This window comes from Blautia sp. JLR.GB0024, from assembly GCF_037000545.1.
GTDB lineage: Bacteria > Bacillota > Clostridia > Lachnospirales > Lachnospiraceae > Blautia > Blautia celeris.
In genome coordinates this window covers 106,894-129,066 of sequence record NZ_JBANBF010000002.1, presented here as the reverse complement: position 1 = coordinate 129,066, position 22,173 = coordinate 106,894, and the positions used below count along the sequence as shown (strand labels likewise).

The window sequence follows — 22,173 nt, the reverse complement described above, 5'->3', positions numbered from 1 at the left end:
CCTTTAAATCTCCTTTAACAGCATACTTTTTACTTCATCAAATTCTTCCTGCGTCAAAATCCCCTTGTCCAAAAGCTCTTTATATTTTACAAGTTTATCCGCAACACTTCCCGCATTCTGGATTTTTGAAATTTTCTTGTCATCTCCATCTTGTTCCACTGCGCTCTTCTTTGACGGCTTATCAAGGCTCTCGTTAATATTTTTCGCCACGGTCCTTCCCACCGCCATACCTGCACCGATTCCTGCCAAACCGCCTTTTTGCTGAGCAGCATCTCTGATTGCCCGGGCTGATTGATATTGGACGAAAGTATCCATATCCCGTGCTGCTAAACCGATACCGGATTGTTCATCAATCAATTTTTCAACTTCTTTTGGAAGCCCAATATTTTCAATGACTGCCTGCACTACTTCAATGCCATACACCTTTGCCTTTTCATTTACATAAGGAGTGATCATAGCAGAAAGCTGCCCATAATGCGTTGCAAGGTCCAAGACGGAATTAGGGCTCTCACCCAGGCACTGGGCAATAGACTCTCCTACAAAAGATACCAGATACTGAATGATATCATATGTCATATTTAGATTACGTGCACCGTAAAGTTCCGTCATAAATGTCTTGGGATCCGTCACCTTAAATGAAAAGCTTCCAAAAGACGTTATCCTCACCATCCCCATATCAACATCCCGCTTTATGATCGGGTTTTTCGTGCCCCATCGATTATTGATAAACTGCGTAGTATTAATAAAATACAAATCCGATTTTATTGGTGAATTAAATAAATACGGTAATGCTGCAAGTGCTGACAAAAGCGGAAGATTTCTGGTATCTAATTTATAATTACCCGGTTCAAATACATCTGCGATCTGCCCCCGATGTACAAAAACTGCGGCCTGTCCGTTCCTTACGATCAGCTGCGCGCCCTGCTTAATTTCGTCCCCTTGTCTGGTGAATTTATGCACAAGCAGCTTGTTGGGGGAATCATCAACAAACTCAATAACATCAATAAACTGATTTTTTAGAAAGCTCCCTAAGCCCATTCCCTCATCCTCCTTTTACGACATCTTATATATCGCACAATTAGTATAATAGCTCTGTGCTGTGTATCCGCAACCCTTACGCTTTATCATCGGTAAACTCCATCATCTCATCAAGGGTACAGTTCAATTCTCTGCAGATCTTTTCTACTGTCTGCATGGAAACATATTCATTTTTACCCATCCGGGCCAAAATATTTCCACTGATTCCGGTCTTGTACTGCATTTCAATCTTCTTCATGTTCTTGTCTGTCAAAATCCTCCACAACTTATTATAGTTTACTGCCATGCTCGTACCTCCATTCCAAAATCATTTTCATTATATCACGTTTTCATTAGGCTGGGTACCACTATCATAAAGAACTTCCAGACCATTTTCTGGTTTATGGTTTACACGAAACTTGTGGCTTCATAACGGACTACCGGTTCATCACTGAAAGCAAAACCTCGCCAAATGCTTATTCTATGGGCATTTGGCGAGGCTGTTTTCATCTCAAATTGTTAAAGACAGGATTATAAATAGCTAGCAAAGAAAATGTCATGGGATGTGTGGAATTTTCTGTGATTTTTGTTTTCTGGCAGACCCTGCCTGAAAAAACTTATCACTCCTTCTCTGAATAGACTATACTTTTTTCACTTTAAATATATGCAGCCCGTATTTTTTCTTCACAAAGGTAAGAGAATCCATTTTCAACTCTCCTGTCCGCCGTCCATAATAATCTGTTTCTGCTATGTAATATCCCGGCATACAGACCGTTCCTTTCGCTTCTTCTCCCTGTCCTTTTCCAGGATCTTCCGTTACTGCTCAAGCAGGTTTTCACACGCCTCTGCACACCTCCGCTGTTCTTTCCAGGACTGCTCCATAAACTGATAATTTTTCTCTTTTCGGGCCTTTTTAAACCCTTCTTTTTTATATACCCGCTCCGGTCCCATCTATCTGGTTTACACCTGTCTTGTATTCTGCGAAATCCTCTGGCTTTGCCACGTCCGACATTTCTGCAAACTCGGATTCATAGGCATTCAGATACCCCTGGATTCTATAATCTTCTATTTTGGGTTTTTTAAACTATTTTGGTATGAATAATAAAAACAGCAGGTGTACGTTTCTCCAACGATACACCTGCTGTAAACTCCTACCACTGCACTGCCTGTTTCCTGAAAATCAGATACGCAGCCGCACACAAAGCAACTCCGGCCCCCACCATCATACTGATCTGCGCCCAGGTCTGAAATCCTCCGAACCACTGTCCCCATGCAATTCCGATACGGTTCATGACGTTACTGTCCCTGCCCTCTGCAGCACCGGGCAGTGTCCAGCAGCCAAGCAGCCAGAAGGCCAGAATGACGACCCTTCCTCTTTTGAACTGTCGTACAATGGCCGCTCCCAGAGCGGCACAGCCGTTTAAAGCCGCGGCCCCTCCAAAGATCCAGGGCACTGTAAACTTTGTCATGATCGGTATATTTTCTTTTATTTTCCCCGGAAGCAGCACACCGTATATGGCCGTCTCCACACGCAGAAGCAGAAACAGACCTGCTAAGAGCACCAGTGTCATGAGAAAATATACGATAATAGCTGACGGGTAATACTGCTTTCTTGTTTTTCCCATGCTGACCGCCATATCAAATCCCATGCACAGGCTGAATATATTTCCGAATATGATCAGACACAGAACAGCGATTGCCGCTATCATACTGCCCAGAGGGAAATAACTCTCCTCATTGCCGAACATGTGCACACAGGCCATAATAACCATACCCAGAGCACACAGTCCTGCCTCCAGAGCCAGATAAACTCTCATGTCGCAGACCTCTATTTTGATCTGCTCCTTTATTGATTTCCACATGATATCCCTCCTCTACTGCGCCTCAAGACTCTCCAGCAGGCGTCTTGAAATAATAATATCCAAAATCCATACGACTGCCGTAGCTGCGGCTGTATATATAAGCACATTCGTAAATTTAAAATCAAAACGGATGTCCTTAATATTCATGGCTACAATTGCTCCCAGGGCGCCTCCGCCGATGGCGAAAAAGGAAACCATGATTATCATTCCTATCTTCCGGAACCGCAGATAGACGAGCCCCACGACTTCTCCCACGGATGTCACAAGGATCAAAGCACAGAATGCGACCGCCAGAATCTCCAGTGCCTCAGCCGTATTTCCTCTGACAAACTGCCAGTCTCCGACTGCCGCCAGCAATAAAGTGATGGCAGACATCAGTACCGCAACTACCAGCTTCATGATCTGCATTCCCATCAAAGCATCTTTCCGCCTGCAGTTCAGGCACATACCCGCAGGTATATAACTGGTATACACACCGGAGGACGTCACCGCCGATACAAATACCGTGACAAGCATCATCTTAACAGGCAGATCAGATACCATACGCCCGCCGGATGCCTTTGAAAATCCCAGCCATATCTGCCCCCCGGTCAGCACTGTCATACCCAGAACCACTACGACAGACATGCCTATAACCTGCAGTGCCCATTCCATGAACAGTCTCCACTTCTTCATCTCTATACCTCCCCGCCGCACATCGCCACGAATATTTTCTGAAGATTCATTGGCTGTACACTGACACTGTCTGCAGCTTCCACTCTCTGGCCCGGCTCCAGTTTTACGGTGACGCTTTTGCTCCTTCCAATGGTCTCCTCTCTGTATTTCGTAAGTCCTGCTGTCGCGGCATCCACATCCTCTTCCCTGCCGCTTACATGTACACAGCTTTCCAGAAGTTCCTGGGTATTCTCCTTCAGTACCATTTTGCCTTCATGCAGAATGATAACTTCCTCGAAAAGGTCTGCTGCTTCCTCAATAATATGTGTGGAGATGACAAAGGTACGCCCTGTCTCCGTATATTCCTCCAACAGTATCCTGTAGAACTGTTCCCTTGCCACTACATCAAGCCCTGCAACAGGTTCATCCAGCAATGTGAAATCCGCTTTGCTGGCAAGTGCCACGATTATGGTGACCATGGATGTCATACCTTTTGACAGCTTGGAGATCCTTTTTTTCCGGTCCAGATGGAAAATGTCAAGCAGATGCTCTGCCATCTCCTTATCCCAGTGAGGCATGTATGTCTCTGCCATTTTCAGATACTCTTTTATTTTCAATGCGCCGATTCCTCCGGCATTCATATTGGCATTGATCTCCCTTGAAAAACAGAGATGGGACAGGGACGCCTCATTTTCCCAGACCGGCTGTCCGTTCAATGTGACAGTTCCGTGTGTGGCCGGATTCTGGGCGGTCAAAACTGACAGAAGCGTGGTCTTGCCCGCGCCGTTTCGTCCGATCAGGCCGTATATTTTTCCCTTCTCCAATGTAAGGCTCACATTGTCCAGTGCCCTTTTGTCTTTATACTGTTTTACCAGATTCTCACATTTTAATGTCATTACGCTCATTTTGCATCCTCCCCTTTTCCTGCTGCTATCATATCGATCAATTCTTCTTTGGTGATTCCCAGGCTTGCCGCTTCTGTCAGAAGGCTTCTGATATAATCATCAAAAAATCTCTCTTTTCTCTTCCTCACGATTACCTGCTTTGCTCCTGATGCTACAAACATTCCAATCCCCCTTTTCTTATACAAAATACCTTCATCCACCAGAAGATTTACACCCTTTGCCGCTGTTGCCGGATTGATGGCGTAGAGCTTCGCCAGTTCATTTGTACTCGGCACCCGCTCTTCCTCCAGCAGAATGTCCCGGATAATATCGTTTTCTATCATTTCCTTGATCTGCAAATATATGGACTTCTCCTGACTCAATAGTTCCTGCAAGCATCTCACTCCCTTTCTGGAAAATATCTATGACCGCCTTAGTTATATAGTTCATTACTTGTGTAATTAACCATAGCACTTATGAACCTATTTGTCAACACCTTTGTTGCAGGAAAGGGGTTGTAACCGCGAATAAAATCTCTTATAATAAATAAAGCCTTTAAGAAATGAGGATTTTATTGTGAAAAAAACCAAACTATGGATAAATGCCCTAGTCCTGGCCTCCTGCCTTCTTCTCGGCAGCGGGCAGGCCTCAGTATACGGAGCTGCCCAGAACGCAGCGCAGGCACCTGCTGACCCAAACTCACCTGCAGATGCCGCCGAGGCACCAAAGGATCCAAATGCGCCGCCGGACAGTTATAACTGGGAAGTCCAGTCCGATACGCTTCCGGGATGGCCCACAGGCCCGCAGGTAGCTGCGGAAACCGCCATTCTTATGGATGCAGAGACAGGGGAGATACTCTACGCCAAGGGTATTGACGAAAAGAGGTACCCGGCAAGCACCACTAAGATCATGACAGCCCTGATCGCCATTGAGAACAGCGCTCTGACAGACCAGGTCACCTTCTCGGCTGAGGCTGTAAATGGCATAGAACCCGGCAGCACGCACATCGGCATTAAGCCCGGCGAGATACTTACCATGGAACAGAGCCTGTACGCTATCCTGCTGGCATCCGCCAATGAGGTCTCATCCGGCGTAGCTGAGTTTGTGGGCGGCAGTATCCCTGACTTTGTAAATATGATGAACGCCAGAGCGGAGAAGCTCGGATGCAAAAACACCCACTTTGTCAATGCCAACGGCCTTCATGACCCGGAACATTACACCACAGCCCGGGATCTCGCCAATATTGCCAGAGAAGCCTTTAAAAACGAGACCTTCCGCAAGATCATCGGAACAGAATACTACATTGAGCCAAAGACCAACATCACAGACGAGGAACGCTGGCTGAACAACCATCACAAGATGCTGGTATCCGGTGACATGCATTACGATGGATGTCTGGGCGGAAAAACAGGATACACAAGCGATGCCGGAAACTCGCTTGTGACATATGCCCAGAGAAACGGCATGTACCTGATCTCTGTGGTCCTGGCCGACAATGCCGTCTATCAGTATCCGGATACCGCGGCACTTTTAGACTACGGATTTTCCAATTTTCATAAGATAGTTCTTGCCCAGAAGGGGGAGGTTGAATGTCTGAAGCCCCTGCCCATTGAGCATTATCTCTATAACCTGACCAAAGCTAAAACGATGACGCGTTTTACAGATACCGCAACAGCGGACCTGCCGACAGACCTGCCAGTGGAGAAACTGACCCGTAAGACTTCCGTGGAAAAGAAGATACAGACCACAGAGTATTATCTGGGCGAGCAGCTCCTCTCAACAAGCCATGCAGAGGTCTGTCCGACCCTCACCCTGCCGGAATTCCTGGATGCGGTCAAAGACTCTCCTGCCAATACAGCAAATACAGCCGGGGCAGCCGCACAGAATAACACCGCGGACAGCGCGTCTGCCGAAAGAACACCCAAGACCTCTTCCAGTTCCCTGGGTGAATTCTTCCAGGAACTTAAATATAACTTCCGGAACATGCCCACGTGGAAGTATCCGGCACTCATTTTCCTGCTGTCAGCCGTTATCTTCTATATTGTACTGCTTATCATTAAGATCAAAAGACACCGGAAAAAGAAGGCCAGGAACAAAAAAAAGAAGAAATAAGAAAGACCGGGACAGCCTCCCCTCTATGGTTTGGCTGCCCCGGTTTCCCGTTTCCTTCTGTTATCTTCTGCTTCTTTTCTTTTTCATTTCCAATACAATGATACCTGCCGCCGATACTGCAAAGAGACCTGCAAACATTCCTGTCCTTGCCTCGTCCTTTGTCTTGGGTGACTTCACACTACTGCCGCCGGAAGTACCTTTTGCGCCGCTTCCATTGTTGTTGGTGCCGGTATTCTTATTTCCCTGTCCGCTTCCGGACGGTTTTGCAGGCGGTTTCGGTTTGTCACTGCCGTTATCCCCCGGTGTCGTAGGTGTCGTTGGTGTGGTACCTGGTTTATGCGGATCTTCCGGGTCACTAGGTTTTTCCGGGTCTTTCGGATCATCCGGATCATCCGGTTTTTCTGCCGGTTTCTTCTCCAGTGCGGATATGGCATTTTTCAGCAGTTCTACCTGCTCATCAATCTGTTCCTGTGTGGCATTCTCATCCGCGTATACGCCCTCGGCTGCAATTATGGCATTCTGCAGATTTCCATAACTTTCATCTGTAAAATCACCCTGTTCGATAGCCTTTGCCTCAATGATCTTGGCATTCAGCTTCTCTCTGTCAACTTCCGCAGGCTCTTCCTTATCTGTGAGTTCAGACAGAGCCGCTGTAAGCTGTGCTGTCAGGCTGTTGATCTCCTCAGCCGTCAGTTCCGGATTCTCCAGGGCATCGCTGAGTGCTTTGCTCTGCAGCGCGATCTTCTCAAGACTTTCCTCTGAATAGAGGGTTGTATCAAGTGCTGCTGCCTGGGCCAGTCTCATCTTCGCCAGGTCCCTTGCCGTGTCCTCCGCTGAAACCTCCTCTGCCGGTACCAGACCATTTACGGCCTCCTCCAGAAGAGCTGAAATATTATCTACCATCTCCTGGGTATACCAGGTCTCTTCCAGTGCTTCGGATGCCTGAGCCAGTACATCGGTAAGGTTCCGGAAGCTCTCCTCCGTATATAGTTCAGGATCAGCCTCCCTGCATCCCGCTGCCATTGCAGCAAGCCTGTCTTTCTTCACCTGTTCGATCACTTTGACTTCAAGGGCATCGATAAGAGCCTGCAGTTCATCACATTTCTGGTCCACCAGTTCCTGCGCTGCCTCATCGTCTTCGATCACTGCTTCCGCCTCGGTAATCTTATCCAGAAGGACGCCGTAGCTCTCCTCCGTATATTTATCCGGGTTCAAGGCCTTTGCACCTTCCACTTTCGCCTTCAGAAGCTCTTTATCCACTTCCGGCTCTGCAGGTTCCTGCCCGAATACCTGGAATTCCGCAAATGCAGGCCAGTAGTCCGCACCGTCGTATTCCGGGAATCCTGTGAGAACCACTCTGACATAACGGTAACTCTCCGCAGATGTCAGTGCACCTGTTTCCGTACGGATACCGCTCTCGGACTCTGTCTTATCTTCCAGGACATCAAAATTCTCTCCGTCTTTTGAGCCTTCGATTCTGTACTGCCAGAATCCCTCTGCCTCGTCCTTTTCAAAATCAAGCTGGTAATTGCTGAGTACAAACTCACTGCCCAGATCCACCTGCCACCACTGAGGTAGCAGTTCTTCCACAGCGTCACCGTTTACGATCCATAAAGTATCTGTGCTTCCGTCATTGCCGTTTGATGCAGGCGCATACTCTTCCGCAGATGATGTCACCGGCTTATTCAGTGCCAGATTGCCGTCTGTATGCTCATCCAGACTGTCCACTGCTGCCTGAAGTGCATAAATGGCTGCATCCACCTGCTCCGGTGTAACTGCCGCGTTAAAATCTGCTTTTGCCTGTTCCAGTGCATTCATCAGATTCTGCCAGGACTCATCTGTATAATTTCCCTGCTGCATGTATTTTACTTTCAGGATCAGATCTGTCAAAGCGGATTTGTCAAGCTCACTGTTGTCCCTCTCATAAACCTTAAATTCCGCAAATCCGGGCCAGTAGTCATCCCCCGGGAATTTTGTCAGTCTGATCAGGATAAACCGATAGGAAGTACCCGGTTCAAAGCTTCCGGTCTGCACTCTGGAACCATCTGTATTTTCTGACGCGTCATAAATAGGCTGTTCCTCAAAGTACTCCTCACCATCACGTGCTGCCTCTATGGTGTAACCCCAGGCATTCTCTTCATCCTGTTCAAACACCAGCTCAAAATCCGACAGATCATAATCCTGTCCCAAATCCACGAACCAATAGCCGTCCAGGTCATCCCCTGCATGTACCCACATGGTTCCCTCATCCCCGTCGTTTCCGCAGGATGGTGAGTACTGGTCGTTCCCATCTGAATAAGCGGGTTGGTTCAGTGCCAGGTTGTATCTCGCATACTCCGCATCCTCCAAAACCAGGTTGTCAAACTTTACATCACTGCTTCCTTTTGGGGAGTTGACAGTGACGGTCATTTCCTTGATAGCAGATGGAATCTGGAGTTCATAGGTATTCTTCAGTGTTGTAATGTTGAATGTCTTCTCATATCCATTGCCCCCGATCTTCACCAGAGCGCTTCCTGAGCAGTGTGCCTGGAAGGATTTGAGGGTCTTATTGTCCGGAAGGCTGATCTTATATACCGTACTCTGTCCGTCCCCGTACAGCTCTTTGGAGCTTCCTGTCTGTGCGGTAAGCCATCCCTCCCGGAAATCACAGTCTGCGTAGGAGCCTGTAAGTGCTGTCTCCTCCTCAGGACGGTCCTCGAAGTCGATTCCCGCATTCTGCGCGCCAATCTCAGCAAAACTATTGTCAGCGCCGACATTGGGGTATCCGTCAGAGGATACCGGGTTGCCGAAATAGTCAAGTCCGCCGTTATCCGGTATCAGCGCTCCCGTGCCTATACAGCCGGAAGTCTCTTTCAGCTTAAACCCGTCCACTCCGGCGCCTGCTGTTCCCAGATCTTCAAAATCAGAAGCTTTAACTTCCAATGCATTTTCATCATCCGCTCTTCTGATATTCTGGTCCGTGCCGCCGTAAGCATTGTTGTCCACGCTGCCCTTAAACCATTCACTCCAGCCTTTGGACTGGGCGTCACTGTAAATGATATTGTTCTTAAACTGGAAGTCCGCATCGTTTAACTGCTGCTGGTCCCAGTTGTTGGTGATATAGCTGTCATGGCCTTCACTGAGGTAAAAGTCATTGTTATACACATACATCTTATTTCCGCTTCCGCTGGAATATCCGCCCAGGGTCACAATAGCCCCGCCGCCGTATACGTTGGTCCCCCATCCGTCATTCTCACTGATGTTGTAACGGATATATGTAGTGTATTTTGTCCCCAGGGCACACTCGAAAAATGCGCCTGACGGGTTGTCATGTGTATAGTTGTACTGAATATAATTCAGTTTCGCGTTCACATCCGCGTCAAATGCCTGGGAATCCTCCTTGCTGCTGGATGCACCTGAACCGAAGACCTCATTGAACTGCACCACGGTACAGTCACCGTTCTCCCACCATACCGGCACGTTTCCGTTAGGTCCGCTGTTGCAGCCGTCACAGGTGTTGTGCTCTATAAGGGCATTGCTGTAGGCGGAGGGACAGATCGCCGCGTTTCCGATATCCTTGCAGTAGTTGTTGCGGATCACAAGATTGGTGCTGTTGACCCTCTGACCTGCATACTCGCTGTCCGGAATGCCGCTCTCGTGCTGGAACTGACTGCTTCCCCATGTGGACAGGAAGTTGATGCCGTAATGGTTGATATTCGGCCCGACATAGTTGTTCTCCACTACAATATCATCCCAATTGGTAGGTACCTGATTGCCCCTGATAATGTAAATGATACCGCCGCGCCCGATGCCGGCCTGCTGACCGATGGGGTGTGAGACTACATCATGCACATACAGATTCTGACAGTACATATGGCGCAGTGTCCCCGCGTCCTCTCCCATGATCAGGATCCCGTACTTCTTAATGTGGTCATCCGGGTTGTCCCCGGGTATTCTGTTGGTCACTTCCAGGGATGTGATCTCCCAGTATTCCTGGTTGTAGAAGTAGACAGCCGAGTTAAAGATCCTGTTTTCCAGGTCATCCCCGTCTTCCCCGCACCAGTTATTGCCGTCGATCCTGGGCCTTTCATCCCCTTCACCGTAAGCGCCGATGACAATGGGATTTCCCTCCTCACCGGACCCCTTGGGACTTAACTGCCCTGTCCACACATCTCCTTTTTGAAAGAGAATACGGTCGCCGGGCTGAAATGTAACACTGTTGATCTTGTCAAGGGAGGACCAGGCCTCCGCTTCACTGGTACCGGACGCATCATCGTTCCCCCCGTCCTGGTCCACGTAATAGGTAGTTCCCTCTGCGTCCGCCCACACCGGAATCTCCGGCATAGTGGTGCAGACCATACAGCAGGCAGCGATGCCCGCCAGAATTCTTTTTCCTAATCTCCTCATACTTTCATCCTCTTAACCTGTCTTAATTATAAATTACTCTGGGCTTCCAAAAAGCCGATAAACTGTTCCACACCTCCTCCCAGTACCTGCACATTTTCGGGGCGCTCTCCCCGTGCCTCTGACACGTCAAAGAAATCCCCTGCCATGGTCCGTTCTGTGATCATGAAGCTGTCACTGCCGAACAGTCCCTCTGAGAGCCCGATATACTCGTCCCCCCAGAAAGAACAGTCCTCAGCCTGAATGCCCCACGCAGTGCCAAGCCGCTCCAGGATAGCATTTACATTGTCGCTTTTGCTGGACAATCCCACCTCCAGGTATTTGGCATCCGTGGTTGCTGACAGGGATAATCCCTCCTCCCTGCCAATCTCCTCCGCCATGCGGATAAGCTGTCTCAGATCACCGATCCCGTGCTCTTTCAGGGTCTGATTCAGGCTGTCAAGCTCGTGCTCCTGGAAAAACAACTGCCCGTTCCTGTCATTTTCCACAAGAATATCTATCTTGCAGTAATTTGGCCGGGAAAATACGATGTCTGTCTTAAAATCGAACTCCTGGAGCAGCCGCTCATGGATCCTGTAACACGCCCTGTGTATCCTGAGCATCAGTTCTTTATCCGGGATAAGACTGCAGAAGACTTCGGGCCGTCCGTCATCCGTAAAATGATAGTTATAAGCCCCCCTGCCCAGACCGTAGAACAGATTCTGCCTCTCCTTCGGGGTAAAATATTCATGGAGCTTTCCTCCTCCGATATTATTGATGGTGGTGCCGCTTATGACAGCCAGCTTCACGCCCTCTGCCAGCAGCTTTTTCATGGGAACAACAACCTGATCCACAGGCGCTGTCCTGGAAAAGACCGCAGTACCGTCCCAGTCAAAAAATACTGCTTTATATTTCTTCATGCCAGGTACCTCCTTCCTCTTTGATACTGCACGCTCTCCCGTTTACATAGAAGACTGCAGGCTTTCCTTCAAGCAGGGTAAAGTCAGCCCCGTTTCTTCCAATCTCCACCTTGAGGGTGCTGCCCTGATAGCCGATACAGAACTGATATCCCTCCCATTTTTCCGGCAGATACGGCTTAAAGCGCAGTGTGCCGTCATTGGTCCTCAGCCCTGCAAACCCATTTACCACTGCCTGCCAGGTTCCTGCCATATTAGCAGCGTGGATACCCGCGTAGAAGTTGTTGTGGTAGTCATCCAGGTCCATTCTGGCAGACTGGGAGAAGTAGGTATACGCCTCATCGTAATAACCGATCTCACAGGCTACGATCCCGAAGATACAGGTGGAAAGGGAAGAGTGGTGCAGTGTTACTTCCTGATAGAAATCATAATTTCTCTTAAGCTCTTCCTCAGTGAACAGATTGCTGTACAGATACATGCCCAGAATGGCATCCGCCTGTTTTGACATCCTGTGGCGCATAATGAACAGCGGGTGATAGTTTTCATACAGCCATGCCCTTTTTTCCGGCGGGATCTTAGACTCATCCCACGGTTTGCGCATCATAAATCCGTCATCAAGGGGATAGACCTGACGCTTCTCATCGTATGGGAAATACATATTCTCAATGATCTTATCCCACAAATCTGTCTCCTCCCAGGCAAAATCCAGTTTCCCGGCAAGGCTTTCGTATCTCTCCGGTTCCTGTTCCCTGAGGTACCTGACAGCCTTCAGGGCAGCCCGCAGGCTCTCCCTTGCCAACAGGTTTGTATAGAAATTGTTATCTACCAGCACGTTATATTCATCCGGGCCTGTCACATCACAGATGCAGTATTTTCCGCCTTTACATTCCGCAAAGCTTCCCACATCTGCCCATACCCGGGCCATCTCTATGAGCATTTCCGCTCCCTTTTCAAGGAAAAATTCTTTGTCCTTTGTCACATCCAGATAGAGGCATAGGGCATAGGAAATGTCACCGTTTATATGATACTGAGCCGTTCCCAGGGGATAGTAGGTGGATGCCTCCTCCCCGTTGATGGTCCTCCATGGGTACAGAGCGCCTTTATCATGCCCCAGTATCCTGGCTCTGGCCCTTGCCTTATCCAATGTGCCGTAGCGGTAATCCAGCAGATGCGCAGCGATCTCAGGGTCTGTGTAGACAAATACAGGGAACACATACATTTCCGTATCCCAGAAATAATGCCCCTCGTATCCCTCACCGCTGAGTCCCTTGGCCCCCATTCCGGTTCTTCCGTCGCGCCCGGCTGACTGCATGATGTGGAACAGGTTAAAACGGATTCCCTGCTGCAGGGCTTCATCCCCCTTCACTACCACATCGGCCTTTTCCCAGTATCGGTTCATGTAGCTGATCTGCTCTTTTTCCGCCTGCACATATCCTGCAGCGGCGGCACACCGGAGCATTTTCCCGGTATACGTCTCCAGCTCCTCTCTATCCATATCCAGGTCGGAACTGTAGCATATATATTTTTCCAGACAGACCGTCTCTCCCTGCTCTGCCGCAGCGGTATAGGTAAGGGACACAGCCAGCTCTTCTTTGCAGGCGCTGACCTCATATGGTGCCCCTTCCAGATGGTGCATACATCCGCAGGCTGCGGTGAGACGGCTGTTCCTGGTGACTGCCTCATAGTAAATGCTGTCCCCGTCCGCCTTCACAGCCGTCGGCTCCAGCCTGCGCCCAAAAGGACCATAATCCACAATGGGGTTGGTCTTTCTGGTGTGGTTTTCCACATTTCCCTCAATTCCGGTAACAAAAGTGAGTTCCCCGGAGAAATTAAGAGGTGTCACACAGTACCGGATCTCCATTATATTTTTCCACCGGAAAGATACAAAACGGCTGATCTGTATGCGCATCTGCTTGCCGCCGGGCGTGGTATAGACCAGATTTCTCTCCAGAATTCCGTCACGCATGCGCAGCACACGGCTGTAATCACTGACCGTGCCTTTCTGTATATGGAATTCCTCCCCGCCTGCGTACAGCCTGATCTTCTTTGCGTTGGGCAGATTTAAAAGAGACTGGCTGTGGAGAGGGGAACCGAAATTGGCCTCCCCGTAGCGGATCTCCTCGCTCTCATAAAACCCGTTGATAAAGTTTCCTTCCAGCCCTGTATCAATGTCAAAATCATAGGCTTCCTCAAAGGTTCCCCTTGTGCCGATATATCCGTTTGACAGGGCGAATGTAGTCTCATTTCTGTAGTTATTCTCAACCCTGAACTCAGTCTCCGTAATGTTCCAGGGCTCCACCGGGTAAATTGGTTTTTTGTTGGTATCCATACATTTATCCTTTCACTGCACCTGCTGTCAGGCTTTCCATAACCTGCCTCTGCAGGATAATAAACACTAAGATCGTCGGCATAACCGTCATGACCACTGCCGCAAACAGCGCAGAATAGTTGTTCGCAAAGGTTCCCATATAATAGTTCAGGGCAATGGGCACGGTCCTGGCGCTGTCACCGCTTGTGAGCATAAGAGCAAAATAAAACTCATTCCAGGTATTGATAAACTGCAGCAGCGCAATGGTCACAAGGCCCGGCTTCGCCAGCGGCAGGATAATATGCAGAAATGTCTGTAAAAATGTAGCTCCGTCTATATAAGCAGACTCTTCCAGCGCAGTGGAGATCGTCTCATAATAACTCACCATGACAAAGAAGGACATGGGAATCCCCATTGCGGAATACACCAGGATCAGCCCCAGCTTTGTATCGAAGATTCCGAGCGCTTTGAAAATAGCAAAAAGCGGCTGGGAGATAGCCTGTGCCGGAAGCATCAGGGATGCGGAGATCATAAGCACAATCACTGTCTTCAGTTTGAAACGGAACCTGGAAACCACATAGGCGCACATGGCAACCACGCAGACCGTCACCAGAACACTGATACCCACGATCAGCACACTGTTCAGGAAATACTTTGCAATAGGCGCGTACTTGAAGGCGTCTTTATAGTTCTGCAGATTCAGGCTCTTCGGCAGCGCAATGGCGGAGGAATTGATCTCCGCATAAGTCTTGAAGGAGCTTAGGAAAGCCCAGATCATGGGGCCTACGGCGATCAGAACGAAGAACAGCATAAAGATATATTTCGGTATGCCCAGAAGGCCTTTTTTCACTTTTGACTCGTGATACATTTATTTCCCCTCCTGTTTCATTTTTTTCTCCCGGAACAATGCCTGGATGAAGACTACCAGAACCAGTCCCAGGGCAATCTGGATCACACCCACTGCGTTGGCCTTGCCGTAGTTATTTTCCAGAGTCGCTACTTTGTACAGATAAGTGGGCAGGTTCAAAGTTGAGTTGCCCGGTCCGCCCTTTGTGGTCACATAGATGATATCGAACTGAGATACCATGGCCACAGATGCCAGCACTACGCAGGTACCGAAGATATTCTTCATAAGGGGGATGGTGATATAGCGGTCCATCTGCCACGGCTTTGCCCCGTCCACTCTGGCAGCCTCATAGATGGCTGTGTCCACAGCGCCCATCTCTGCCAGGAATATAATGGTGTTGAAACCTGAGTACAGAATCCAGGTGCAGGTCACTGTCCAGAAGGCGAACTTGGAATTGCCGAACAGGTTGGGGATCTGAGCGGCATCCAGGCCGAAAATGCCGTATACGGATTTCAGCACGCCGAAGGTTGGGTTCAGAAGCAGTGTGAACATAACACCAGTGGCTGCTGTGGGAATGATATTCGGTATCATATAGGCTGTTCTGACAAACTTCCAGCCTTTGGGTTTTCTGCGCAGTACAAGCGCCATGATAAATCCCAGAGACACATGGAAGGTACTCTGCAGAACCACCCATACCAGGGTATTCTTGATGGATTCCAGGAAATCCTTGTCCCGGAAAATGGTTTTAAAGTTTTCCAGTCCTTTCAGTACCGGGCTTGTGGAAACCGTATACTCACATAAGGACGTGTACAGAACCGTAACGATGGGTGCTGCATAGATCAATACGAATAAAATCATGCACGGCACAATAAACAGTGCAATCCATACTTTTTTATTCTTTGTGCTCATAGTTATCCCCTTTCTGAAAATGGGGCTGCTGTACCTTGTAAGATTTTGTACAACAACCCCATTTTAAGCTATTTATTTCCTGTTAATTTTTCTGTGCTGCTTCGGAAAGTTTTGTACAGAATTCTTCAGGGGTGATATTTGCATAGGCAAGCTCCGGAAGTTCTGTGGAGAATGTGTCAATAACATTCTGGTACCAGTACGCCTGGTTCTGTCCATATGTCCATTTTGCCTTCGGCTGGATCTCAAGGACTTCCGCCATAAGAGGATCGGAATCCTTCAGGGAATCCGGGATTTCAACCTGGCTGGATACGGGCTGAAGGCCGGCCATTTCCAGTCCCTTTAACTGGTTTTCAATGGATGTCTCAAATTTCAGGAATGCAACTGCCGCTTCGATTTTCTCTGGGTCTTTTGCGCCCACCATATCGCCCGGTGTGGGAACCATTTCCATACCGTATTCCGGAAGGAGCATAATGCCCACCTTGTCGTAGAAGCCTGCCGGTGCTTTCTCTTCACTTCTGATATCCGGGATCATCCACGGTCCGTTGGGGAACATTGCAACTTCACTGTTGAAGAAATGAGTTGCCATGGTATCGTATTTGCCGCCCACTGCATCTGCTGTGGTGTATTCAGCCAGCATTTTCTGTAAATCTGTGGTGGCTTTTTCAACCTCAGGAGTATTATAATCTGTAGGATACATGGCATTCATGAACTCATTGCCGGTATCCCCTGCAGTTCCGATCAGTCCGCTGTACCACAGGTTTGTCAGCCATCCCAGGTCCGCGGTATCCATTCCGAGAGGAGTGATTCCTTTTTCTTTCAGGGTATCACATGCCTTGAAGAAGTCATCCCAGGTCTCATACGCCACATCAGGAGCTTCCAGGCCTGCCTGCTCAAATAAATCCTTGTTATAATAGATATAGGAAATCTCCTTTGACACAGGAACACCGTAAATCTTGCCGTCCACAGAGTTAAATTCCAGTGAACTCTCATCAAACTGGGCTTTCCACTCCGGGTCTTCCTCAAAATACGATGTCAGATCCTGAACCTTTCCTGACTCCACGGCCAGATTGATGATATTGTTTCCACCGTTGAATACAATGTCCGGAAGGTCACCGCTGGAGATCAGCAGCTTGATCTTCTGGTTGTATGCATCTGTTGTGGGAATCTCCTCGAATTTGAATTCTACATTCTTGCCCTCTTCTGTCTTCTGGAATTCCGTGAAGAGGTAATCATAATATTCAGCCGCATAGTCTGTACCTACGTGGTAATTGATCACGTTGAGCACCACTTTACCATCGGATGACTTTGTCTCTTCCTGTTTGCTGTTTCCGCCCTCATTACTGCCGCATCCGGCTGCCATAGATGCGATCATACCTGCACACAGCAGCACGCTTACCAGTTTCTTTCTCATAAACAGTTCCTCCTTTTTTCGCTGAACTCGTTTTTTACTCAGCTTCCTGATGTAAAAATTATATAAAATTTTCTGATTTTTCTGAATAGACTACAATTACCCGTTCCATCATTATTTTTTACTCTTTCTTGTCATCATATCTGCTATCATTACAGAAAATCTACTACTTTCTGCTAATCTATAATATTTTTTACCTATTCTTGTAAATTTTTGCTCATTTTACAGGAGCACGAAAATACCGGGGTGGTTTATGATATAATATTAAATAATAATCTTACAGAAAGAAGATGTTTTATGGCAATTCCCCTGTTTATCAATAACAAAAAAGGCACGTTGAGAATGTACATCACCCTGGTGATAACCGTCATACTGGCTGTTTCCCTGATCTTGAGCGGAATCTTCTTTTATAAAAAAACTGCCAACATACTGATTGAAAACCAGAAACAACAGGTCATGAAGGAGCTCTCCCAGGTCAACCAGAACATCACAGACCAGGTGAACAATCTGGACTATGTGAACGCGCTCTTTGTCTCCAACACCATTATAAGAGAAGCCATAGAGCCTTCCGTGGATGATTCCCGCAATAAGCTGGATATCGAAAAGCAGATGAGTTTCCTTCTAATCAATACTTATATGTGGGAACAGAACTATATTAACGGCGTCTGCATTTTTCAAAGCCCCTCCGAATATTACCTTGCCACATCCGGGCCGGGAACCGTAAATATCAAGGCAAATCAGGATATCCTGCAGTCCATCTCCACCTCAGACCCCAATCTGAACATAAAGATGGAGGACTCCACACCGTCCGTACTCTATTTTGTCAGAAATATTTTCAGTTCCTATACCGGTGAGTATGTGGCTACCATTATTATCAATGTAAATAAAAACACCCTGATCGATTTCTACAACGCAGGCATTGACCGGGAGTGGTTCATCTATCTGTACAATGATGAGATCAATCTGATCACCGACAGCCAGAGTCTGCCCTGCGCGGATGAGATCTCCGGGAAACTGGATTTTCTGAATAATGAAACGTATCTGGAAGAAATAGATGCCGGCGGACAGTCCTATCTGACTGCAGCGGAGAAGCTGCCCAATCTGGACATGACCTCCGTGGTCGCCGCGCCCAGGAATCAGGTGCTGGAAAAGCTCAATGACACACTCAGGACTTACATGCTGGTTCTGTCTGTCATTGTCACACTGGTGCTGTGTATTTCCATCATCATCAGCCGCGCAGTCACAAGACCCATTGACAATATGATCTATCAGATCAATAAGATCGCCGAGGGCAAAAGGGACCGCCTCCCGCCTCTGGAGATGTATTCGGAGTTCAACAACCTGGCGGATGCCTTCAACCATATGCTGGATAAACTGGACACTTACTATAAAGATAATCTGGAGAAGCAGCTCCTGCTGAAAAACGCGGAGATCAAAGCACTGCAGTCACAGATGGACCCGCACTTTATGTTCAACACCCTGAACACTATAGCCTGGAAAGCCCAGATGACCAACAATCCTGAGATATACCAGATGGTCATCTCCCTGGGAGAACTGCTGAAGGCCAATGTGGTGTCCAAGGATTTCACCTATGTGAAACTGGAAGATGAACTGCGCTATGTGAAATTCTATACCTACCTGCAGAAAATGCGTTTTGAGGAAAAAATATCCGTGGAAATACAGGCCGACTCTTCCCTGCTGCACTACAAAGTCCCCTGCTTCTGTATCCAGCCCCTTGTTGAGAACTCCATTGTCCACGGCCTGGAGCCGAAAAAAGGCAAGGGAAAGCTGGTGGTCAATGTGATCAAACATAAGGACTGCATGGAAATCCTTGTGGCGGACAACGGAATCGGTTTTGAGACCATCCCCGACATCTGCGATATCCGTCCGTCTTCAGACGAATCACACACCCACATCGGGCTGCGCAACCTGGACAGGCGCCTGTATCTCCTTTTTGGGGAAATGGCTCATCTGAAGATAACAAGCACGTTGAACGTATGCACCACAATTTCTTTTAAACTTCCATTAATAGTTGATTAGCTGTACGGAGGAAACACATTATGATATTTCACCTGATGATCGTGGATGACGAAACCACCATAAGAAAAGGACTTACCCAGGTGGTGAACTGGGAAGCCATTGACTGCATTATCCAGGACACCGCCAGTGACGGGCTGGAAGCCATTGAAAAACTGAAAGAGAATCCGGTAGATATTATTATAACGGATATCCGCATGCCGGAATCCGACGGCCTTGACCTGGCCAAATATGTGATGGAGCATTATCCGGAAATCAAGGTCATAATCCTGACCGGATATGCTGACTTCGAGTACGCCAAAACTGCCATCAAATACAACGTAAGCGATTTTCTGCTCAAGCCGATCTCCATAGAACAGGTCGTGGCCTCTGTACAGAGCGCGCAGAAGAAGATCATAGCCTCCAGGCAGAAAAACACGGCAAAGAAGTCTGATGTAGCCTTCATGATAGACCAGCTTCTCCAGGAGCTCACAGATGCCTCCTACTCCGACACACTGGCAGCCAGGCTGAAAGAATATAATATATCCCTGGAAAGCTATTATGTAGCTGCCTTTCAGTTTATACCTTATGCCGGAAATATATCCGCCCTGAAGGAGATCATAATCAAGCTTAAATCAAACAGTTACTGCTACCGATATAACAACCTGATCATTGCCATCTATTTTTACCCTGCCTGCACCGGCAGATGCCCTGCCGTTCCCCGGGAGCTGCTGCAGAACTGCCGTGACATCACAGCCATGGCGGATTCCTTCTATGAACAGAAACTGACCATCGGCATCAGCAGCCACCACACAAGCCCGGGGGAATATTCTGTGGCGGTCTTTGAATCCATCCGGGCGCTGACGCTGAACTTCTACTCCCAGGACAACATTGCCTTTTACCAGGAGCAGGGAACCGCTGAGGATTATACCCTCTCCGCCGGGGAGACACTGTCTGTCTATGAGCTGGAAAATGCCATCATCAGCCTGGATTTCGACGTGGCGGAACAGATTTTAAACAGTATTTTTATCAAACTGCAGAGTAATTTTGCCAAATCCAGTGATGTGAAGAACCTCTGTATCCACATTTATTACACCGGCACCCACATTCTGCTGGAAAAGGGCCTGGAAATGCCGGATAACAACCTGCTGCATTCCATTGAGAATTCATCCAATATTTTCGAGCTGGAAAGTATTGTGAAAAGCCTGCTCCAGATTCTGAGGGAAACACTCCTGGCCTCTGAAATAAGCTACAGCAAAACCGTAAAAGACTCCATTGCCTACATAACAGAAAATCTAAAGGAGCCTATCACCCTGGAGCAGCTTGCCGGACATGTGCATGTGAATCCCTCCTATCTGAGCCGGACTTTCAAGAAGGAGACCGGACATACCATAACGGATTTCATCAACCTGAAACGGATCGAGCGGGCAAAGGAACTTCTCTCGGACAGATCCATACTGACTTACGAGATTGCGGAACAGGTGGGATTCAATGATCCGGCTTACTTCTCCGCCATATTTAAAAAGTATGTGGGGATGACCCCTAAAGAATTCCGGGGATGAGGCTGGCCCCATCCTGCATAAAACCCCATCGGAAGGCTGTCGGTTACCGGCAGCTTTCCGATGGGGTTTTTCTCTCTAATAATAATCCTGGTGTCTCTTTGCACGCCTTTTCTTTCTCAGCGCGTCCCTCTTCATCCTTACTTCCTCAGCTTCTTCCTCACTGATCTGCTTCACTGTCTTGACCACATAATACTTTCCCTCATCTGTCCTTTTCAGTCTTGCCTTACCCCGGAAATATCCATGTTCCGGACAGTAGGCCAGGCACATGTGGGTCTTTGGATTAAGAGAAAACCAGCGTATTTTCTTTTTCGCGGTCTTTCCGCAGAAGAAGCAGCGGGTACTGACCACCTCCCGGTCCTTCATGGCATCCTCTTTTGTGGGAAATTCCCTGGAAATGTATTTGGAATAATCATCAAATACCGTATGGATCTCCTCACTCTTTGACTTGGGGTTCTGATAGCAGTCAATGGAGAAAAACTTTCTCACTGTGTCCATAGGCAGACGGGCGAAGATTTCAGCGGTGTAGACAGCGTCATTGAGCGCCCGGTGAAAATTTTCCCCTTTATCCAGTTTCATGTGATCAATGGCATATTCCAGGGAGCGGCTGGTCTTGTCACCCTCACAGGAGATTCCGAACAGCTTCTGCACATCGTAGTAGCGGAGCGGGCCTTCCAGCAGATAGGTCAGCCTGTAGTATTTCATATTGCGCTGCAGCTCCACCAGATCAGAGGGGCCCCAGGTGCAGAACATCACATCTTCCCCGCACCATTTCAGGAATCTGCGGATTGCCTTGGAGAACGGAACACCGTTTTCCAGTGTCTGCTTATCAATATGCAATATTTCTTTTGTGCGGTAGTGCAGCCTGTGGTACACAGAAGGCTTGACGATCTCATGGAACTGGTCTGTCATTTTCCTGTTCTCATCCAGCTTCACGGCTCCTATCTCAATAATCTCAAAGGGCAGCCTTTTATTCTCCCTGTCCTTACCATAGGGGCACTGATTCCATTCCAAATCAAATACAATATAGTTCATAATTAAGTCCTGCAGCTCTCTTTATATTCGTTCCCGGCAGCCCGTGGTTTTTCATCTTTTTTGATTTTACCATTATTCTCTGTAAGGTGCAACATGGCATTCTCATTCATGTTATACAAAAAATTTTAGATTATCTAAAAATTTTTGTAATTTTCATTGACTATATCCTGCTGATTTGCTAATATTATAGTAATCTAACATACCGTGTTTCATAAAATGTTTCCGGGGACAGCAGTTTGACCATGGGGCCAAGATGTTTCGGAAAATCAAATGGGGGTAATTA

Annotated in this window: 16 protein-coding genes; 3 read left to right on the top strand and 13 right to left on the bottom strand. The window is 48.0% G+C overall.

The genetic code is table 11. From position 1 onward, the window contains the following. Positions 1 to 3 precede the first annotated feature (3 nt). From V8Q34_RS04805 to V8Q34_RS04780, 6 genes are all read right to left on the bottom strand, one after another. Positions 4 to 1,038, bottom strand: a complete 1,035-nt coding sequence (locus V8Q34_RS04805; protein WP_227245158.1) for an SPFH domain-containing protein — start codon at positions 1,036 to 1,038, stop codon at positions 4 to 6. A 76-nt stretch (positions 1,039 to 1,114) separates the two neighbouring features. Then, entirely contained in the window at positions 1,115 to 1,324 is a 210-nt protein-coding gene (locus tag V8Q34_RS04800) for a helix-turn-helix domain-containing protein (RefSeq protein ID WP_227245160.1), read from the bottom strand. An 844-nt stretch (positions 1,325 to 2,168) separates the two neighbouring features. Continuing rightward, entirely contained in the window at positions 2,169 to 2,879 is a 711-nt protein-coding gene (locus tag V8Q34_RS04795) for a hypothetical protein (RefSeq protein ID WP_256129792.1), read from the bottom strand. Positions 2,880 to 2,891: 12 nt separating this feature from the next. After that, entirely contained in the window at positions 2,892 to 3,554 is a 663-nt protein-coding gene (locus tag V8Q34_RS04790; protein WP_227245163.1) for a hypothetical protein, read from the bottom strand. A gap of 2 nt (positions 3,555 to 3,556) precedes the next feature. After that, positions 3,557 to 4,438, bottom strand: coding sequence for an ABC transporter ATP-binding protein (locus tag V8Q34_RS04785; RefSeq protein WP_033140655.1), 882 nt, complete (start codon positions 4,436 to 4,438; stop codon positions 3,557 to 3,559). Continuing rightward, positions 4,435 to 4,812 (bottom strand): GntR family transcriptional regulator, encoded by a 378-nt coding sequence (locus tag V8Q34_RS04780; protein WP_026255477.1) that lies wholly within the window; start codon positions 4,810 to 4,812, stop codon positions 4,435 to 4,437. The genes V8Q34_RS04785 and V8Q34_RS04780 overlap by 4 nt, the downstream gene beginning before the upstream one ends. Before the next feature lie 181 nt (positions 4,813 to 4,993). Between V8Q34_RS04780 and V8Q34_RS04775 the strand changes: the two genes are divergently transcribed. Next, positions 4,994 to 6,529: a D-alanyl-D-alanine carboxypeptidase family protein gene (locus V8Q34_RS04775; RefSeq protein WP_335834947.1), complete on the top strand. Its 1,536-nt coding sequence runs from the start codon at positions 4,994 to 4,996 to the stop codon at positions 6,527 to 6,529. Between the two features lie 60 nt (positions 6,530 to 6,589). Here V8Q34_RS04775 and V8Q34_RS04770 read toward each other — a convergent pair whose 3' ends face one another. From V8Q34_RS04770 to V8Q34_RS04745, 6 genes are all read right to left on the bottom strand, one after another. Then, entirely contained in the window at positions 6,590 to 10,915 is a 4,326-nt protein-coding gene (locus tag V8Q34_RS04770; RefSeq protein WP_256129787.1) for a discoidin domain-containing protein, read from the bottom strand. A gap of 26 nt (positions 10,916 to 10,941) precedes the next feature. Next, positions 10,942 to 11,811 (bottom strand): hypothetical protein, encoded by an 870-nt coding sequence (locus V8Q34_RS04765; RefSeq protein WP_018595301.1) that lies wholly within the window; start codon positions 11,809 to 11,811, stop codon positions 10,942 to 10,944. Next, positions 11,798 to 14,137 carry a glycoside hydrolase family 65 protein gene (locus tag V8Q34_RS04760; protein ID WP_335834946.1) on the bottom strand — a complete coding sequence of 780 codons (2,340 nt, stop codon included), beginning with the start codon at positions 14,135 to 14,137 and terminating at the stop codon, positions 11,798 to 11,800. The genes V8Q34_RS04765 and V8Q34_RS04760 overlap by 14 nt, the downstream gene beginning before the upstream one ends. Positions 14,138 to 14,141: 4 nt before the next feature. Further along, the gene (locus V8Q34_RS04755; RefSeq protein ID WP_018595299.1) at positions 14,142 to 14,984 is read right to left on the bottom strand and encodes a carbohydrate ABC transporter permease; all 843 of its coding nucleotides are present in this window, start codon (positions 14,982 to 14,984) and stop codon (positions 14,142 to 14,144) included. Continuing rightward, positions 14,985 to 15,872 (bottom strand): carbohydrate ABC transporter permease, encoded by an 888-nt coding sequence (locus tag V8Q34_RS04750; protein ID WP_335834945.1) that lies wholly within the window; start codon positions 15,870 to 15,872, stop codon positions 14,985 to 14,987. A gap of 82 nt (positions 15,873 to 15,954) precedes the next feature. Continuing rightward, positions 15,955 to 17,283, bottom strand: coding sequence for an ABC transporter substrate-binding protein (locus V8Q34_RS04745; RefSeq protein ID WP_033140665.1), 1,329 nt, complete (start codon positions 17,281 to 17,283; stop codon positions 15,955 to 15,957). A gap of 294 nt (positions 17,284 to 17,577) precedes the next feature. Here V8Q34_RS04745 and V8Q34_RS04740 point away from each other — a divergent pair, with 294 nt between their 5' ends. Beyond that, entirely contained in the window at positions 17,578 to 19,320 is a 1,743-nt protein-coding gene (locus V8Q34_RS04740; RefSeq protein ID WP_335834944.1) for a cache domain-containing sensor histidine kinase, read from the top strand. A gap of 20 nt (positions 19,321 to 19,340) precedes the next feature. Continuing rightward, positions 19,341 to 20,858: a response regulator gene (locus V8Q34_RS04735; RefSeq protein ID WP_186971030.1), complete on the top strand. Its 1,518-nt coding sequence runs from the start codon at positions 19,341 to 19,343 to the stop codon at positions 20,856 to 20,858. A 75-nt stretch (positions 20,859 to 20,933) separates the two neighbouring features. Here V8Q34_RS04735 and V8Q34_RS04730 read toward each other — a convergent pair whose 3' ends face one another. Continuing rightward, positions 20,934 to 21,890, bottom strand: coding sequence for a 3'-5' exonuclease (locus V8Q34_RS04730; RefSeq protein WP_033140667.1), 957 nt, complete (start codon positions 21,888 to 21,890; stop codon positions 20,934 to 20,936). Positions 21,891 to 22,173 lie beyond the last annotated feature (283 nt).

What these genes read in the sequence shown, in the direction of transcription:
- V8Q34_RS04805 (WP_227245158.1), bottom strand. Translation starts at nt 1,038, where the DNA reads ATGGGCTTAGGGAGCTTTCTAAAAAATCAGTTTATTGATGTTATTGAG.
- V8Q34_RS04800 (WP_227245160.1), bottom strand. Translation starts at nt 1,324, where the DNA reads ATGGCAGTAAACTATAATAAGTTGTGGAGGATTTTGACAGACAAGAAC.
- V8Q34_RS04795 (WP_256129792.1), bottom strand. Translation starts at nt 2,879, where the DNA reads ATGTGGAAATCAATAAAGGAGCAGATCAAAATAGAGGTCTGCGACATG.
- V8Q34_RS04790 (WP_227245163.1), bottom strand. Translation starts at nt 3,554, where the DNA reads ATGAAGAAGTGGAGACTGTTCATGGAATGGGCACTGCAGGTTATAGGC.
- V8Q34_RS04785 (WP_033140655.1), bottom strand. Translation starts at nt 4,438, where the DNA reads ATGAGCGTAATGACATTAAAATGTGAGAATCTGGTAAAACAGTATAAA.
- V8Q34_RS04770 (WP_256129787.1), bottom strand. Translation starts at nt 10,915, where the DNA reads ATGAGGAGATTAGGAAAAAGAATTCTGGCGGGCATCGCTGCCTGCTGT.
- V8Q34_RS04765 (WP_018595301.1), bottom strand. Translation starts at nt 11,811, where the DNA reads ATGAAGAAATATAAAGCAGTATTTTTTGACTGGGACGGTACTGCGGTC.
- V8Q34_RS04760 (WP_335834946.1), bottom strand. Translation starts at nt 14,137, where the DNA reads ATGGATACCAACAAAAAACCAATTTACCCGGTGGAGCCCTGGAACATT.
- V8Q34_RS04755 (WP_018595299.1), bottom strand. Translation starts at nt 14,984, where the DNA reads ATGTATCACGAGTCAAAAGTGAAAAAAGGCCTTCTGGGCATACCGAAA.
- V8Q34_RS04750 (WP_335834945.1), bottom strand. Translation starts at nt 15,872, where the DNA reads ATGAGCACAAAGAATAAAAAAGTATGGATTGCACTGTTTATTGTGCCG.
- V8Q34_RS04745 (WP_033140665.1), bottom strand. Translation starts at nt 17,283, where the DNA reads ATGAGAAAGAAACTGGTAAGCGTGCTGCTGTGTGCAGGTATGATCGCA.
- V8Q34_RS04740 (WP_335834944.1), top strand. Translation starts at nt 17,578, where the DNA reads ATGGCAATTCCCCTGTTTATCAATAACAAAAAAGGCACGTTGAGAATG.
- V8Q34_RS04735 (WP_186971030.1), top strand. Translation starts at nt 19,341, where the DNA reads ATGATATTTCACCTGATGATCGTGGATGACGAAACCACCATAAGAAAA.
- V8Q34_RS04730 (WP_033140667.1), bottom strand. Translation starts at nt 21,890, where the DNA reads ATGAACTATATTGTATTTGATTTGGAATGGAATCAGTGCCCCTATGGT.